The organism is Paracoccus sp. NIOT.M2S5SZ12 (assembly GCF_057748165.1).
On sequence record NZ_JBYLFR010000006.1, the window covers coordinates 107,532 to 123,591 of the forward strand.

General features: G+C 69.8%; 15 protein-coding genes. 6 read left to right on the top strand and 9 right to left on the bottom strand.

Features of this window, described 5'->3' with window-relative positions; all coding sequences use genetic code 11:
* Window positions 1-61: 61 nt before the first annotated feature.
* From AC2SGK_RS07460 to AC2SGK_RS07485, 6 genes are read right to left on the bottom strand one after another with little or no spacing between them, the layout of a single operon-like run.
* Complete coding sequence (locus AC2SGK_RS07460; RefSeq protein WP_488322959.1) at window positions 62-988, bottom strand: isoaspartyl peptidase/L-asparaginase family protein; 927 nt, start codon at window positions 986-988, stop codon at window positions 62-64.
* A complete protein-coding gene (locus tag AC2SGK_RS07465) occupies window positions 985-1,887 on the bottom strand; it encodes a polysaccharide deacetylase family protein (RefSeq protein WP_488322960.1) in 903 nt (300 codons plus the stop codon). Before AC2SGK_RS07465 ends, AC2SGK_RS07460 begins: the two co-directional genes overlap by 4 nt.
* Window positions 1,887-2,642, bottom strand: a complete 756-nt coding sequence (locus AC2SGK_RS07470) for an SDR family NAD(P)-dependent oxidoreductase (RefSeq protein WP_488322961.1) — start codon at window positions 2,640-2,642, stop codon at window positions 1,887-1,889. Before AC2SGK_RS07470 ends, AC2SGK_RS07465 begins: the two co-directional genes overlap by 1 nt.
* A complete protein-coding gene (locus AC2SGK_RS07475) occupies window positions 2,633-3,655 on the bottom strand; it encodes a ketopantoate reductase family protein (RefSeq protein ID WP_488322962.1) in 1,023 nt (340 codons plus the stop codon). The genes AC2SGK_RS07470 and AC2SGK_RS07475 overlap by 10 nt, the downstream gene beginning before the upstream one ends.
* Window positions 3,652-4,353 carry a creatininase family protein gene (locus tag AC2SGK_RS07480; protein WP_488322963.1) on the bottom strand — a complete coding sequence of 234 codons (702 nt, stop codon included), beginning with the start codon at window positions 4,351-4,353 and terminating at the stop codon, window positions 3,652-3,654. The genes AC2SGK_RS07475 and AC2SGK_RS07480 overlap by 4 nt, the downstream gene beginning before the upstream one ends.
* Window positions 4,350-5,354: a GntR family transcriptional regulator gene (locus tag AC2SGK_RS07485; protein WP_488322964.1), complete on the bottom strand. Its 1,005-nt coding sequence runs from the start codon at window positions 5,352-5,354 to the stop codon at window positions 4,350-4,352. The genes AC2SGK_RS07480 and AC2SGK_RS07485 overlap by 4 nt, the downstream gene beginning before the upstream one ends.
* Before the next feature lie 249 nt (window positions 5,355-5,603).
* On the opposite strand from AC2SGK_RS07485, the gene AC2SGK_RS07490 reads away from it, so the two are divergent.
* The 6 genes from AC2SGK_RS07490 to AC2SGK_RS07515 all read left to right on the top strand — a co-directional run bounded on the left by AC2SGK_RS07490 (window position 5,604) and on the right by AC2SGK_RS07515 (window position 12,548).
* Window positions 5,604-7,109, top strand: a complete 1,506-nt coding sequence (locus tag AC2SGK_RS07490) for an ABC transporter substrate-binding protein (protein WP_488322965.1) — start codon at window positions 5,604-5,606, stop codon at window positions 7,107-7,109.
* Between the two features lie 91 nt (window positions 7,110-7,200).
* Complete coding sequence (locus AC2SGK_RS07495; RefSeq protein WP_488322966.1) at window positions 7,201-8,175, top strand: ABC transporter permease; 975 nt, start codon at window positions 7,201-7,203, stop codon at window positions 8,173-8,175.
* Entirely contained in the window at window positions 8,175-9,089 is a 915-nt protein-coding gene (locus AC2SGK_RS07500; protein WP_488322967.1) for an ABC transporter permease, read from the top strand. Before AC2SGK_RS07495 ends, AC2SGK_RS07500 begins: the two co-directional genes overlap by 1 nt.
* Window positions 9,086-10,051 carry an ABC transporter ATP-binding protein gene (locus AC2SGK_RS07505; protein ID WP_488322968.1) on the top strand — a complete coding sequence of 322 codons (966 nt, stop codon included), beginning with the start codon at window positions 9,086-9,088 and terminating at the stop codon, window positions 10,049-10,051. The genes AC2SGK_RS07500 and AC2SGK_RS07505 overlap by 4 nt, the downstream gene beginning before the upstream one ends.
* Window positions 10,048-11,070, top strand: coding sequence for an ABC transporter ATP-binding protein (locus tag AC2SGK_RS07510; RefSeq protein ID WP_488322969.1), 1,023 nt, complete (start codon window positions 10,048-10,050; stop codon window positions 11,068-11,070). The genes AC2SGK_RS07505 and AC2SGK_RS07510 overlap by 4 nt, the downstream gene beginning before the upstream one ends.
* Window positions 11,067-12,548, top strand: a complete 1,482-nt coding sequence (locus AC2SGK_RS07515; RefSeq protein ID WP_488322970.1) for a carboxypeptidase M32 — start codon at window positions 11,067-11,069, stop codon at window positions 12,546-12,548. Before AC2SGK_RS07510 ends, AC2SGK_RS07515 begins: the two co-directional genes overlap by 4 nt.
* Window positions 12,549-12,564: 16 nt before the next feature.
* On the opposite strand, the gene yjfF is transcribed toward AC2SGK_RS07515, so the two are convergent.
* From yjfF to AC2SGK_RS07530, 3 genes are read right to left on the bottom strand one after another with little or no spacing between them, the layout of a single operon-like run.
* On the bottom strand, window positions 12,565-13,524 hold the full coding sequence (gene yjfF / locus AC2SGK_RS07520; protein WP_488322971.1) for a galactofuranose ABC transporter, permease protein YjfF: 960 nt from the start codon (window positions 13,522-13,524) through the stop codon (window positions 12,565-12,567).
* Entirely contained in the window at window positions 13,521-14,519 is a 999-nt protein-coding gene (locus AC2SGK_RS07525; RefSeq protein ID WP_488322972.1) for an ABC transporter permease, read from the bottom strand. Before AC2SGK_RS07525 ends, yjfF begins: the two co-directional genes overlap by 4 nt.
* Entirely contained in the window at window positions 14,516-16,009 is a 1,494-nt protein-coding gene (locus tag AC2SGK_RS07530; RefSeq protein ID WP_488322973.1) for a sugar ABC transporter ATP-binding protein, read from the bottom strand. Before AC2SGK_RS07530 ends, AC2SGK_RS07525 begins: the two co-directional genes overlap by 4 nt.
* Window positions 16,010-16,060 lie beyond the last annotated feature (51 nt).

A 16,060-nucleotide genomic window follows, 5' to 3' on the forward strand; every position in this document is an offset into this window, starting at 1 on the left:
TGCCTGCCCGATCATCGCGCGGCGCGGAGGGTGCGTCGAGTCCCGCCTGTGCGGCCCGCCGTCAGCGATAGATCGCGGTGACGAAATCGCCCTTCTGGGTGACGGTGCCGCGATACATCCCTTCGCTGTTGAACGGCAGCGACAGGGTGCCCTCGGCATCGACGGCGATGAGGCCGCCCGACCCTTCGTTCAATGCGAGGTCGGTCATGACCACGTGCCGGGCCGCCTCCTCCAGGCTCTGCCCGGCATGGCGCATGCGGGCCGCGATCTCGGCCGCGGCGTGCCAGCGGATGAAGATCTCTCCGTGGCCGGTCCCCGAGACCGCGCAAGTGGCGTTGTCCGCATAGGTGCCCGCGCCGATCACCGGGGTGTCGCCGACGCGGCCCGGCGCCTTGGCGGTCATGCCGCCGGTCGATGTCGCCGCGGCCAGATCGCCCCGAGCGTCTCGCGCCACCGCGCCCACCGTCCCGTGACGGCGGGCGGGGTCCAGGTCGTCGATGCCCTCGCGGCGCATCCGCAGCGTGGCCTGCAGCGCGTCCCACCGCTGCTGGGTGAAGAAATAGGGCGCCTCCTCGAAGGGCAGCCCGGCGTCGCGGGCGACCGTCAGCGCGTTCGGCCCGATCAGCAGGACGTAGTCGGTCCGCTCCATCACCGCGCGCGCGGCCAGGATCGGGTTGCGCGGTCCCAGGATGCCCGCGACCGCACCCGCCTTTCGCGTGGCCCCGTCCATCACCGCGGCGTCCATCTCCTGCCGGCCGTCGGCGGTGAAGACCGCGCCGCGGCCCGCGTTGAACAGCGGCTCGTCCTCCAGCGCGCAGACGGCCGCGGTGACCGCGTCCATCGCGGCACCGCCATCCGCCAGGATGTCGTGCCCGGCCTGCAGCGCCCGGCGCAGGCCCGCGTGATAGCGCGCCTGAAGGTCGTCGGTCATGGTGTGGCGCAGGATGGTGCCGGCCCCGCCATGCACCGCCAGGGAAAATCGTGTCATGGTCGGGGTCCTCCGCTCAGGCCCGCCTGCCGGGCGCAATGGGTCGCGATCTGGGCATGGGTGGCGATCCAGCAGTCGCCCTTGGCGATGATGTGGGCCAGCAGCTGCTCCAGGATGAAGATCCGGCTGCGGTATCCGGTGACATGCGGATGCAGGGTCAGCAGGAACAGCCCGCCCTCGGCATGGGCGCCCTCGAACTCGCGCAGGAAGATGTCCAGCACGTCGGCGGGCGGCGTATAGGGGCGCTGCGCGCCGAAGCGGTTCATCATGAAATAGACCGCATCGTCGCGGATCCATTCCACGGGCAGCTCGACGATGCCGGTGGCTTCGCCGTCCTGCACGATCTCATACGGGTCGTCGTCCGAGAACAGCGAGCTGTCATAGAGCAGCCCCATCTCGCGCGCGATGGACAGGGTGGCGGGGCTGTAGTCCCAGGACGGCGTGCGCATGCCGACGGGGCGCTGGCCGCTGACCCGTTCCAGCGTGTCGGCCGCGCGCAGCATCAGTTCGCGTTCGGTCGCGGCGTCCAGCGTGGTGTTCAGCTCGTGGATCCAGCCGTGCAGGCCGATCTCGTGCCCGTCCCCGGCCAAGGCGCGCTGTTCGTCCGGGTGCAGCAGCGCCGCGACCGCCGGGACGAAGAAGGTCGCCTTGACCCCGTGGCGGTCCAGCACGCGCCGGATGCGGGGGATGCCGCGCCGGGCACCGTATTCGCCCCAGCTGAGCCGGGCGACGGACCGGCCGCCATCGCGCAGTTCGTTCGTCTCGTGGTCGCTGTCGAATGACAGGGCCACCGCGCAGCGCGCACCGTTCGGCCAGCGGTCCGGCAGCAGGCTGCGGCCCGCGCGCACCGCGCTGACCTTGGCGCGCCAGACCTCCTCGGGCCATTCGTGCGGTTCCATCAGCCATGCCCCCCGTCCACCTGCAGTATCTGCCCGGTGATCCAGTCCGCCTGCCGCGAGCAGAGGAACGTGACCGCATGGGCAATGTCCTGGGCTTGCCCGAGGCGCCGCAGGTGGATGCTGTCGATGATGCGCTTCTGGCGGTCCGGGCCGAAGGCCTGCCACTGCCGCTCGGTCGAGGGGTTGGACAGGATGAACCCCGGCGCCACCGAATTCACGGTGATGCCCGACGGCCCCAGCTCCAGCGCCAGCTGCCGCGTCAGCCCGACCAGCGCATGCTTGGCGGCGGTATAGGCCTGGATGCCGGTCAGGCTGGGCTTCAGCCCCGCGCCCGACGAGATGGTGACGATCCGCCCCGATCCCGCAGCCTTCATTCCGGGGGCCAGCGCCTGCGCACACCACATGACCGCATCGACATTGGCCGCGAAGATCGCGCGCCAGTCGGCTTCGTCCACGCTGTCCAGCGGCCGGCCCACCTGACCGCGTACGCCGCCCGCGGCGGTGATCAGCCCGTCGACGCGGCCGTGACGCGCCAGCACGGCCCCGCACAGGTCGCGCGCGCCCTGCTGCCCGCCCAGGTCGCCCGCATGGCAGGTGACCCCCTCCAGCGCGCCGAGGGGCGCCAGCCCCGCAGCGTCGATGTCCAGGGCTGCGACGGCGGCGCCCGAAACCGCCAGGGTCCGCACGATGGCGGCCCCGATTCCCTGCGCCGCGCCGGTGACGGCAAAGACCCGCCCTGCCAGGGTCAGCTGCATGTCGCCACCATCCGGTCCAGTAGCGCCGTCGACTGCGCGCGGGTGCCGTCCTCGATGTCGTGGATCAGGGCGCAGAGTTCCGACAGGGCCGGCGTAGGGATGCCGTGGTCGCGGCCGATCCCGATCAGCACGCCGACCTGGGCATCGACCTCGGTCTTGCGTCGGCGGACGGCCAGGTCGCGCCAGATGCCGGAATGGGTCTTGGCGGTCTTGCGGTTATGGGCGACCATCGCGTCGATCGACACCGCCATCCGCGCCGTGTCGCGGGTCAGGAAGGCCTCGGGGTCGAAGCCGTTGAAGCCTAGGGGGGTGACGCCCTCGGCGCGGGCCAGGCGCATGACCTCGTGGCCCAGGGCGGCATGGACGGGGCGCCAGGCGGCCGGGTCCATCGCGTCCGACATGGACAGGGGCGTCAGAGCGGTGGCGAACAGCAGCGCGCCATAGCCCATCTTGCCCCACAGATAGCCCCAGATGTTGTCGGTCATCACCGCCTCGGGTTCGACCAGGGCGAACAGCGCGTGCAGCTCGCGCAGGCGCGGGGTGATGCGGCCGTCCAGCTCTCCCAAGGCGACGGCGGCGCGGTTGCCATAGAGGATGCGCCCCGGCTCCAACCAGTCCGCGCCGAAGTTGACGAAGCAGCCGACCGTGCGTTCGGCGCCGATCATCTCCGCGATCACCCGTTCGTTCAGCCCGTTCTGCGCCGAGACGACAAAGCTGTCCGGCGCCAGATGCGGCATCAGCATCGCCATGGCCTGCGGAGTATGATGCGCCTTCACCGCCAGGATCACCCGGCGATAGGTGCCGGTCAGCGTGGCGGGCGTTTCGGCAGGCAGGACCTGCACGAACTCCTCGACGGGGCCTTCGATGCGCAATCCGTCGCTGCGCATGGCGGCCACGTGGTCGGCCTCGATGTCGACCATCTGCACCGGGTGGCCGGCGCGCGCGGCATAGGCGCCCAGGATGCCGCCGATGGCCCCCGCGCCCCAGATCAGGACCGGCTCGGCACCGCTCATGCCCAATCGCCTTCGATCAGGGCGCGGGTCTCGTCGACGGCGACCTGCCAGATGCCGTCCATCACCGCGTCGGGCTTCTGGTAGTGACCGCCATAGTTGCCGTCCCCGATCAACTCGCGCACGCCCTGCGCGTTCCGGTCGCGCAGGCGGTCGAAATCGACATAGGGCTTCTGCTCGGGCGGGACGGGGCGTCCGGGCTGGCGGGTCCAGGGAAAGTTCTCCATCCAGGACGCATGCGAGGCGACCGGATCGGCCGCCTGCACCGCCTCCCAGGTGCGCGGCGCCCGCCACCAGTCGTGGAACCGGCAGCGCGCGCCCGGGCGATCCTGCATCCATTCGGCGCAGACCGGCTGGACGGGGCTGTTGCCGCCATGTCCGTTCACGATCAGCACGCGCCTGAACCCGGTGTCGTAAAGACTGTCCAGAATGTCCCGCACCAGCGCCGCATAGGTCGAAAGCCGCAGCGACACCGTGCCGGGAAAGGCCATGAAATAGGGCGTCAACCCATAGGCCACGGCCGGAAAGACCGGCACGCCCAAGGGCTCGGCGGCGTCGGCGGCGATCTTCTCCGACAGGATCGTGTCGACGGACAGGCTCAGATGGGCGTGCTGTTCGGTGCTGCCCAAGGGCAGGATGCAGCGGTCGTCCGTTCGCAGATAGGCCTCGACGTCGAACCACGAGCAATCGGAAATCTTCACGGCGTCTCTCCTTTGATGGGGCCTGCGGCGCGCAGCCCGTCCAGCGCCGGCAGCAGCTGGGTCTGCACGGCGTGGCTGTCGGGGGTGTGGCGGTATTCGATCGCGGTCTGACGGGGGCCAAGACGCGCTGCCAGATAGTCGGCCCCGGTCGCGTGGATCAGCACGTCGCATTCCGCGATCAGCCGCTCCAGGTCGTCGGCGGTGCGCGCGACGGCGGTCACGCGGCCCAGATGCGGGGCGAACCGGGCGACCCCCGCCTTCAGCACGCTGAGGAAGTCGTCGAAATAGGGCACCAGCAGCACCCGGGCATCGGGACGGATGCCGGCCAGGGCGACACGCGTCGCCTCGTTCGGGATCAGGATCATGCTGACCTGCGGGATGCCGGGAAACAGCGTGGCCGCCTGCGCCGCCAGCGTGCGCGGGGACACGACCAGGTCGATGTGTCCGGGCAGGTCCTCGCGGCGGTCCGTGGTCCAGGCGATCGCCACGTCCTCGGGCGCCAGATAGGGCGCCAGGTCGCGGGCATAGGCGGCGGTTGCGTCGCTGAACGTCCCCAGCACCACGATGCGCAGCGCGCGCGGTGCCGCGCAGGCGGCCATCGTCACGCGCAGCGCGAGATCCTGCGCGCTGAGCCCCAGGTCGCGTCCGGCGGCCACCAGGACCGCGATCTGGCGCTCCAGCGCGGCCATCTGCGCCGCGCGCGCCGCGCAGGGGATGCCGCGATCGGTGACGAAGGTGCCCGACCCCACGCGCCCCTCGATCTGGCCCCGCTCCTGCAGGGCGGCGAAGACGTTGCTGACCGTCACCGGCGACAAGCCCAGGGTCGCGGCCAGCCGGCGCACCGAGGGCAGGCGGCTGCCCGAGGGGATGTCCCCGGCGGCGATGCCGTATTCCAGCGCGCCGCGCAGCTGCACGGAGACCGGGACCGAGGAGGTCGGGTCGATGGCTTGGGCGATCCGCAGCAGGGCGGCGTCCAGATCGGGGGCAAGGGTTGCGCTCATATCGTATCATTGAATGATAACAGTTGACCGCTCAAGAGTAATTTTCGTGCAGATTATCCGCCGCCGCTATGTGGAATAGCTGGTTGTAGCCCTGTCAGGCAGCGGTTCATTAAGAAAATTTCTTGACGTGCAAAAAAAACGGCCTCTAGTGTTACAGTCAACGATAACAGGTGAGGTTCGGAAATGGCCAGAAATGCTCTTTGCTCGGGAATCGCTCTCATCGCCCTCTTGGCCGCCGCGCCGGCGGTCATGGCGCAAGACCTGACGATCGGTCTGCGTGCGGGACCCGATTCGATCGATCCGCACTGGTCCACGCTCGGCAGCCAGGCCGAGGCGCTGCGCCACGTGTTCGACACGCTGGTCGATGCCGATGAGACGCTGCAGCTGCAGCCCGGCCTGGCCGTCAGCTGGGAGCCCATCGACGACACGACGTGGGAGTTCAAGCTGCGCGAGGGCGTGACCTTCCACGACGGCACCCCCTTCACCGCCGAGGACGTCAAGTTCTCGATCGAACGGATCCCGGTCGTGACCGGTCCGATGCCGATGACGCTCTACACGAAATACGTGGCCTCGGTCGAGATCGTGGACGACTACACGCTGCGCATCAAGACGAACGGCATGGCCCCGTCGTTGCCCAACGACTTCACCCGCCTGTTCGTCGTGCCCTCCGAGACCGGCATGGAGGCCGGCAACGACCAGTTCAACTCGGGCGAGAAGGCCATCGGCACCGGACCCTACAAATTCGTCCGCTGGCAGCCCAAGGGCGACCTGGTGGTCGAGCGCAACGACGACTACTGGGGCGAGGCCCCGGCCTGGCAGCGGGTCGTGCGCCGCGAGATCCCCGACGACGCCGCCCGCGTGGCGGCCCTGAAGTCGGGCCAGGTCGACATGATCAACTATGTCCCCGCCACCGACTATCTGTCGATGCAGTCCGACGGCAGCCTGGACACCTTCGTGTCGGATTCGATCTACATCCTGAACATCGCGCCGTCGGTGAAGGACGAGGAGCCCCAGCCCATCAAGGTCAACGGGCAGGAGATCGAGGGCAACCCCCTGCAGGACGTGCGGGTTCGCAAGGCGCTGGACCTGGCGATCAACCGCGACGTGCTGGTGAACGTGGTGCTGGAGGGTCTGGGCACGCCCGCCAACCAGCTGATGCCCGAGGGGTTCTTCGGCTATTCCTCCGACATCCCGGCGCCGGCCTATGACATCGACCAGGCCAAGGCCCTGCTGACCGAGGCGGGCTATCCCGACGGGTTCGAGATCGACTTCACCTGCACCAACAACCGCGTTCCGGGCGATGCGGTGGTCTGCGAGGCGCTGGCCCAGATGTGGTCGCGCCTTGGTCTGACGGTCAACGCGCAGGCGCTGAACGGCACGGTGTTCTTCCCCGCCGCGCAGCGCGAGGAATACACCATGACCATGTCCGCATGGGGCACCCTGACCGGCGAGGCGGCCTATACCTACGGCGCGCTGGTCCACACGCAGGACGCCGAGAAGGGCTTTGGCAACTTCAACCGCTCGGGCTATTCGAACCCCGAATTCGACCGCGTCTTCGCCGAGGGCAGCCAGACCCTGGACACGGATGCGCGGCGCGAACTCTACGAGCAGGCTTCCGAGATCGCGATGGAGGACCGTGCCCTGATCCCGACCATCATCCTGCAGAGCGTGTGGGCGGCCAAGGCGGGGATGATCGACTTCACCCCCCGCGTCGACCAAGAGACCCGCGCCTACGCGATCACCCCCAAGGGCTGATCGGAACGCCGCGCGGCGCGTCCCGTCCCGGGGCGCGCCGCCGATGCCGTCTGTCGAGCGCAGGCGGACAGGAAGGACACAGGGGAAAGCGATGTTGGGCTATCTTGTGGGTCGTCTGATCCAGGCGATGATGGTCGTCTTCGTCATGTCGATCATCGTCTTCGTCGGCGTCTATGCGATCGGCAATCCGATCGACGTGATGATCGACCCCGGCGCCAGCCAGGAGATCCGCGAGGCGCTGATCCGGCAATACGGCTTCGACCAGCCCCTGTGGCAGCAGTACTTCACCTTTGTCGGCAACGTGTTCCAGGGCGATCTGGGCCGGTCGATGGTCTACAACATCCCGGTCACGTCGCTAGTCTTCTCGCGCCTACCCGCGACGCTGGAGCTGGTGCTGGTGTCGATCGGCATCGCCACGCTGATCGGGGTTCCGGCGGGCATGTATGCGGGCTATCGCCCGAACGGCATCCCGGCCAAGCTGATCATGGCGCTGTCGGTCCTGGGCTTCTCGGTCCCGACCTTCTGGATCGGGATGCTGCTGATCATGGCCTTCGCGGTCAACCTGGGCTGGCTGCCCTCGGGCGGGCGCGGAGAGGTGGCGCAGGTCCTGTGGTTCAAGACGTCCCTGGCCACCGCCGACGGCTGGTCCCATGTCATCATGCCGGCCATCAACCTGTCGCTGTTCAAGATGGGCCTGATGATCCGGCTGACCCGCGCCGGCATGGTCGAGGCGATGGGCACCGACTATGTCCGCTTCGCCCGCGCGCAGGGTCTGCCGGACCGGCAGATCGTCTTCGGCCACGTCCTGCGCAACATCTCGATCCCGCTGGTGACCGTGTTCGGGCTGGAGCTGGGCTCGACCCTGGCCTTCGCCGTGGTGACCGAGACGGTGTTCAACTGGCCCGGCGTGGGCAAGCTGATCATCGACAGCATCCTGCAGCTGGACCGGCCGGTGATGGTGTCCTACCTGGTCATGGTCGTGCTGCTCTTCGTGATGATCAACCTGGCCGTCGATCTGATCTATGCGCGGCTGGATCCGCGCGTCCGCCTGAAGGGAGGCGCATGATGACCTCTGCCGCCGACATTCCCGCAGCGCCCGCCGAGACGCGGGCCCTGCGCCTGCGCCACTTCTGGGCAGACTATCGCCGCTCCTGGGTCGCGATGGGCGCGCTGGCGGTGATCGTGACCCTGCTGGTCGCGTCCTTCGGCGCGCCCTGGCTGGTCCCGCAGGACCCCTACGACCTGGGACAGCTGGACTGGGCGGACGCCTTCCTGCGGCCGGGCCAGACCGGGTCGGGCGGCTATGTCCACCTGCTGGGCACGGACAATGTGGGACGCGACATGCTGTCGGCGATCCTCTACGGGCTGCGCACCAGCTTCCTGATCGGCATCACCGCCGGGGCGCTGGCGCTGATCCTGGGCATCGGCATCGGCCTGACCGCGGCCTATTTCGGCGGCCGGATCGAGGCGCTGCTGATGCGCATCGTGGACCTGCAGCTGTCGATGCCCGCGATCCTGCTGGCTCTGGTGATGGCGGCCGTGCTGGGGCAGGGGGTGGCGCAGATCATCCTGGCGCTGGTCGTGGCGCAATACGCCTACTTCGCGCGCACCACCCACGGCGCGGCCTCGGTCGAGCGGCGCAAGGACTATATCGAGGCCGCCCGCTCGACGCCGCTGCCGACGCGGCGCATCCTGTTCCGGCACCTTCTACCCAACGTCCTGCCGCCGCTGATCGTGGTGGCCACGGTCCAGGTCGCCAGCGCCATCTCGCTGGAGGCGACGCTGTCCTTCCTGGGGGTGGGCCTGCCGCTGACCGAGCCGTCCCTGGGGTCGCTGATCTCGAACGGGTTCAAGTACATTCATGCCGGGCGGTCGTGGCTGTCCATCTATCCCGGCGTCTTCCTGATGATCACCGTGGTGGCGATCAACCTGGTCGGCGACCAGGTCCGGACCGTGATCGACCCGAGGAACAACCGATGACCGCAGCACTGGACGTCCGGGGCCTGACCACCCGGTTCGAGACGCGGTCGGGCCATGTCACCGCCGTCGACGATGTCAGCTTTGCCGTCCAGCCCGGCCGGATCATGGGGCTGGTCGGCGAAAGCGGCTCGGGGAAAAGCGTCACCGGCTTCTCGATCCTGGGCCTGATCGACGCGCCGGGCGAGGTGACGGCGGGGGCGGTGCTGGTCGACGGGGTGGACCTGCGCGGGCTGTCGCCCGAGGCGCTGCGCCGGATGCGCGGGCGCAAGGTCGCGATGGTGTTCCAGGACCCGATGATGACGCTGAACCCGGTCCTGCGGGTGGGCGACCAGATGGCCATGGCGGTGCGGGTGCATCGGCCCATGTCGCGCCCCGACGCGCTGGAGCATGCCCGCAAGGCACTGGAGGTCGTGGGCATCCCGTCCCCCGCCGAGCGCCTGAAGGCCTATCCCCATCAGCTGTCGGGCGGCATGCGCCAGCGGGTGGCGATCGCCATGGCGCTGCTGCACAGTCCCTCGGTCATCATCGCGGACGAGGCCACGACCGCTCTGGACGTCTCGATCCAGGGCCAGATCCTGGCCGAGGTGCGCGCGCTGGCCGACCGGACCGGTGCGGCCATCGTCTGGATCACGCATGATCTGGCCGTGGTCTCCAGCCTGGCCGACGACATCTGCGTGATGTATGCGGGCCGGATCGTCGAACGCGGCACGGCCGAGCAGGTGATCGGCCATCCGCGCCATCCCTACACGCGGGGCCTGCTGGATTCGATCCCGGCGCTGCACGAGCCGGGGCGCCGGCTGCCGCAGATCCCCGGCTCGACGCCGCAGCTGTCGCGCCTGCCCGAGGGCTGCGCGTTCCGCCCCCGCTGTCCCCGCGCCACCGCGCTGTGCCGCACCGCGCCGCCGTCGGATGTGCGCGACGGGCAGGCCGTCCTGTGCCATCATCCGCTGGAGGACCGATGACCGATCCCATCCTGACGATCGACGCCCTCTCCAAGCGGTTCACCCGCAATCCCGGCCTGGCCGAGCGTCTGGCCGGACGCTTCACCGGCGGCGGCAGGCCGGTCACGGTGCATGCCCTGACCGACGTGTCGCTGACCGTGGCGCGGGGCGAGGTCCTGGGCATCGTCGGCGAATCCGGCTGCGGGAAGTCGACGCTTGGCCGGGTGGTCGCGGGCATCCACGCGCCCACATCCGGGCGGGTGACGCTGAACGGCAGCCCCGTCGCCGACGTGCGGGGCGGCACCGTCCACAAGCGCACGACGCAGGTCCAGATGATCCATCAGGACCCCTTCGCCAGCCTGAACCCCCGCATGAAGGTCGGCGAGACCCTGGCCGAGGGGCCGCGCCATCACGGCATCATCCCCGCCGATCAGGTGCGCGCCCGCATCCGCGCCCTGCTGGAGCAGGTGGGGCTGGAGGGCGCCTATGCCGACCGCCTGCCGCATCAGTTCTCGGGCGGCCAGCGGCAGCGCATCGCCATCGCCCGCGCCCTGGCGATGCAGCCCGAGGTGCTGGTCCTGGACGAGGCCGTCGCCTCGCTGGACGTGTCGATCCAGGCGCAGGTGCTGAACCTGTTCATGGACCTGCGCCATCAGCTGGGCCTGACCGCGCTGTTCATCAGCCACGACTTGTCGGTCGTCCGCCATGTCTGCGACCGCGTCGCGATCATGTATCTGGGCCGCCTGGTCGAGCTGGCCCCGGCCGATCGGCTCTATGCCGATCCGCGCCATCCCTATACCCGCGCGCTGTTCGCCTCGATCCCGACCGTCGGCACGGGCCGCGGCCGGTTCGAGGCCATCAAGGGAGAGATCCCGTCGCCCATCGCGCCGCCGCCCGGCTGCGCCTTCCATCCCCGCTGCCCCCTCGCGGGTCCGCGATGCCGGGCCGAGGTGCCACGGCTGAGCGCCGCCGGGGTCGCCCGCACCGTGGCCTGCCACCTGAACGACGGCGGGACAGACATGCAGAGAGGTGCCGCATGAGCCAGGACCTTCACGCCCGCATCGGGCAGCTGAACGATGTGCTGTGCACGGTCAACATGCTGAACTGGGACGCGCGCACGCAGATGCCGCCTGGCGGCGCCGAGACGCGTGGTCATCAGGTCGCCACCCTGATGGGCATCGCGCGCGCGATGATCCTGGACCCCGCCATGCGCGACACGGTCGAGGCGGCGGGCGACGATCCGCAGGCGCAGGCGGTCCGCGACGCGATCGACCATCACGCCCGCGTGCCGGCTGAGCTGCTGGAGGCCAAGGCGCGCCACGCGACGGTGGCGGGCGCGGCCTGGGCCAAGGCCCGCGCGCAGGGGGACTTTGCCATCTTCCGGCCGCATCTGGAGCAGGTCGTGGCCCTGGCGCGGCGGACGGCGGAGGCCCTGGGGCATGAGGGCCATCCCTATGATCCGATGGTGCAGGTGTTCGAGCCCGGAGAGACGGCGGCCAGCCTGGGCGCGCTGTTCGACCGCCTGCGGGCGGGCATCCTTCCGATCCTGGACCGGGCCCGCGGCCGGCCCGCACCGCGCACCGACTTTCTCTATCGCGACTACGACCCGCACCTTCAGCAGCGTTTCGCGGCCGAGACCGCGCGCGCCCTGGGCTACGACTTCGACCGGGGCCGCCTGGACACCGCCGTGCATTCGTTCGAGGTCAGCTTCACCCGCAACGACGTGCGCATCACGTCGCGCTGGCCGCGCCGCTATCTGCCCATGTCGATCTTTGGCACCATCCACGAGGTGGGCCACGCGCTGTACGAACAGGGCGTCGATACGGCGCATACGCGCGGGGCCTTCGCGACCGACATGATCGGCCTCTATGCCGTGGGCGGCACCAGCTTCGGCATGCACGAGAGCCAGTCGCGCCTGCTGGAGAACCATATCGGGCGCAGTCCGGCCTTCTGGCGGACGCATTTCCCGCGCCTGCGCGACACCTTTCCCGAGGCGCTGTCCGACGTGACAGAAGAGGCGTTCGTGGCCGCGATCAACAGGGTCGAGCCGGGTCCGATCCGCGTCGAGGCCGATGAGCTGACCTATGACCTGCACATCATGCTGCGGGTCCGCATCGAGATGGCGCTGATGGACGGCAGCCTGCAGGTCGCCGACATCCCCGACACCTGGAACCGCGCCATGCGCGAGGATCTGGGCGTCGCGGTCGAGGACGATGCCCAGGGTTGCCTGCAGGACGTCCATTGGTCGTCGGGCTATATCGGGTCCTTCCCCACCTACACGATCGGCAACGTGACGGCGGCCCAGCTGATGCGCCATCTTGCGGAGAAATCGCTGCAGGTCGTCGCCGCGGCCGAGGCGGGCGATCTGGCGCCGCTGCGCGACAGTCTGGGGGATGCGGTCTGGCGCCATGGCCGGTCGCTTGGCCGCGGCGGGATCCTGGGGCGTCTCGGGCTGACGCCCAACGATCCCGCGGCCTATCTGGCCCATCTGGAGGCGCGGTTCGGCCCGGGGTCGTGACGCGCGGACCGGCCGCTCAGCCGGTCCGCTGCGACAGGCGCAGCAGGGCCTTCTGCAGCAGGATGAAGCCCAGGAGCAGCAGGCCGATGACGATCTTGGTCCACCAGCTGGACAGGCTGCCGTCGAAGACGATGTAGGTCTGGATGAGGCCCATCGTCAGCACGCCCACCAGCGTGCCGATCATGGTGCCCGAGCCGCCGCTCAGCAGGGTGCCGCCGATGACCACGGCGGCGATGGCCGTCAGCTCGGTCCCCACCGTGGCCAGCGAATAGCCCGACCCGGTATAGACCGAGAAGACGATCCCCGAGAGCCCAGCCATCAGCCCCGAGAACGCATAGACCAGCACGGTCGTCCGTCCCTGGCGCACGCCCATCAGCCGCGCGGTCTGCGCGCCGCCGCCCAGGGCATAGACGCTGGCGCCGAAGCGCGTGCGATGCGCGACCACCGCGCCCAGGGCCACGACGGCCAGCATCAGCACTCCGATCAGCGTCAGCCGCCCCCGCCCCGGCATCAGCCAATAGGCGTCCTGCAGCAGCTTGTAGAAGGGATGCGTGATGGGCACCGACGGCACCGACATAAGATACGCCGCCCCGCGCGCGAGGAACATGCCCGCCAGCGTCACGATGAAGGCGGGCATGGCCAGCCGGTCGATCAGGAACCCCATCCCCGCCCCGAAACCCGTGGTCAGCATCAGCAGCGCGGCAAAGACCGCCAGCGGATGCAGCCCCGTGTCGCGCAGCAGGACCGCGATGAAGACCCCCGCGAAGGCGATGACCGAGCCCACCGACAGGTCGATCCCGCCCGACAGGATGACCAGCGTCATCCCCACCGCAGCGATGCCCAGATAGGCGTTGTCGGTCAGCAGGTTGCCGATGACCCGTGTGGACAGCATCGCCGGAAACTGGCTGTAGGCCAGAGCATAGGCCAGCAGGAAGATCGCCGTGGTGGCATAGAGGGGCAGCAGGCGGGTGTTCATGTCCGGGCCCTCTCGGCGCGGTGGCTCTCGCGCCACAGCCGCCATTCGGCGGCGATGCGCGGCGATTGAAGGACCAGGATGACCAGCACCAGCCCGGCCTTGATGATCAGGTTGTATTCCGCCGCGAAGCCCGCCAGCAGGATGCCCGCGCCGATCGTCTGGATGATCAGTGCCCCCAGCACCGAGGCCGCGACCGAGAAGCGCCCCCCCAGCAGGGAATTGCCGCCGATGACAACGGCCAGGATCGCGTCCAGCTCCAGCCACAGGCCCGCATTGTTGGCATCCGCGCCGCGGATGTCGGCGGCGACGACGATGCCCGCCAGCGCCGCGCAGAAGCCGCTGGCGACATAGACCGCGATCAGCAGGACGGTCGCGTTCACCCCCGCCAGATGGGCCGCGCGGCGGTTGATGCCCACCGCCTCGACCAGCAGGCCCAGGGCGGTGCGGCGCATCAGGGCGGCGACGCCCAGGGCGGTGGCCAGCCAGATCCAGACCGGCACCGGCAGGCCCAGGGCCAGGCCGGACCCGATCCAGGCAAAGCCCGGATCGGTGAAGGTCAGGATGCGGCCTTCGGTGATCAGCTGCGCCACGCCGCGCCCCATCGTCATCAGGATCAGCGTCGCGACAAAGGGCTGGATGCCCACGACCGCGACCAGCACCCCGTTCCACAGCCCCGCCGCCAGCCCCGCCGCGAGCGCCAGTGCGACCGCCGCCCCCACGCCCATGCCCTGGGTCAGCGCCCAGGCCGCCACGGCCCCGCAGATCGCCATGATCGTGCCCACCGACAGGTCGATACCGCGCGTGGCGATGACCAGCGTCATGCCCACCGCCAGAAGCGCCACCGGCGCGCTGCGTTTCAGGATGTCGATGACCGGCCCCACGGGGCGGCCGTTCTGGATGTCAATGGACAGGAAGCCCGGATAGAAGACCGAGACCAGCGCGACCAGCGCGGCCAGCACGATCAGCTGCGGGGCGATGCGCGACATCAGGCTCATGCCGCGTCCCCCGATGCGGCGATGGCCTGCATGATGGCGTCGGGCGTGACGGCGGCGCCGGTCAGCTGCGCCACATGCGCGCGGTCGCGCAGCACGATCACGCGGTCGGCCACGGCCACCAGCTCCTCCAGCTCGCTGCTGATGATCAGCAGGGACAGGCCCTGCGCGGTCAGGCTGCGGATCAGGCGCAGGATCTCGGCATGGGCGCCCACGTCGATGCCGCGCGTGGGCTCGTCCAGGATCAGGAAGCGCGGGTTCATCGCCAGCCAGCGGGCCAGCACGGCCTTCTGCTGATTGCCGCCCGACAGCTCTCCGATGGGTTTCTCGCGGCCCGAGGTGCGGATGTCCAATTGCCGGATATAGTCGTCGGCCAGGCGGTTCTGCTCGGCCCGCGGGATGGGACGCGCCCAGCCCCGCCGCGCCTGCAGGCCCAGGATGATGTTCTCGCGGATCGACAGGTCGGCCACGATGCCGTCGGTCTTGCGATCCTCGGGGGCGAAGCCGAAGCCCGCGGCGATGGCCGCGCGCGGGTGGCGCAGGTCCAGCGGGCCCTCCGCGTCGCGCGCGGTGCCGGTCTGGGCGGGGCGGATGCCGAACAGCATCTCGGCCGTCTCGGTCCGGCCCGACCCCAGAAGGCCCGCCAGACCCACGACCTCTCCGGCCGCGATCTCTAGATCGAAGGGGGCCACCACCCCGGCCCGGCCGATGCCGTCGAAATGCAGCATGGCGGGGGCGGCGGCGGTCGCGGGGGCGGGGTCGGCCACCACCGCCTCCAGCGCGCGGCCCAGCATCTGTTCGACCAGCGCCATGCGGCTCAGCCCCGCGATGGGCTGGCTGGCCACGCGGCGGCCGTTGCGCAGGATCGTCACCCGGTCGGCCAGGTCATAGACCTGATCCAGGAAATGCGACACGAAGACGATGGCCATGCCCCGGTCGCGCAGGGCCCGCACCACGTCAAAGACCATCGCGACCTCTGCCGCGTCCAGGCTGGCGGTGGGTTCGTCCAGGATCAGCACCTTGCCCGAGATCTCGACCGCACGCGCGATGGCGACGATCTGCCGGATCGCGACCGAATAGCGGCCCAGATCGCGGTCCACGTCGATGGCCAGCCCGTATTGCGCCAGCGTGGCGCGGGCCTGCGCCCGCATCGCGCGCCGGTCGATCAGGCCCATGCGGCGCGGTTCGCGCCCGAACATCAGGTTCTGCGCGACGGTCAGGTTGGGCAGCAGGTTCACCTCCTGATAGACCGTGCCGATGCCCAGCTCCTGCGCCTCGCGGGTCGATCGGGGGGCGATGGGCGCGCCCTCCAGCGCGACCGTGCCGCCGTCGCGGGCATAGGCGCCGGTCAGGCACTTGATCAGCGTGGATTTTCCCGCGCCGTTCTCGCCCAGCAGGGCGTGGACCTCGCCCGCGGCGATGTCCAGATCGACCGCGTCCAGCGCGCGGGTGCCGGGAAAGACCTTGGTCAGCGACCGGATCGACAGCAGCATGCGGTTTCCTCTCAGGGGTCGGGCGGGCCTGATGCGGCCCGCCCGCGCGGC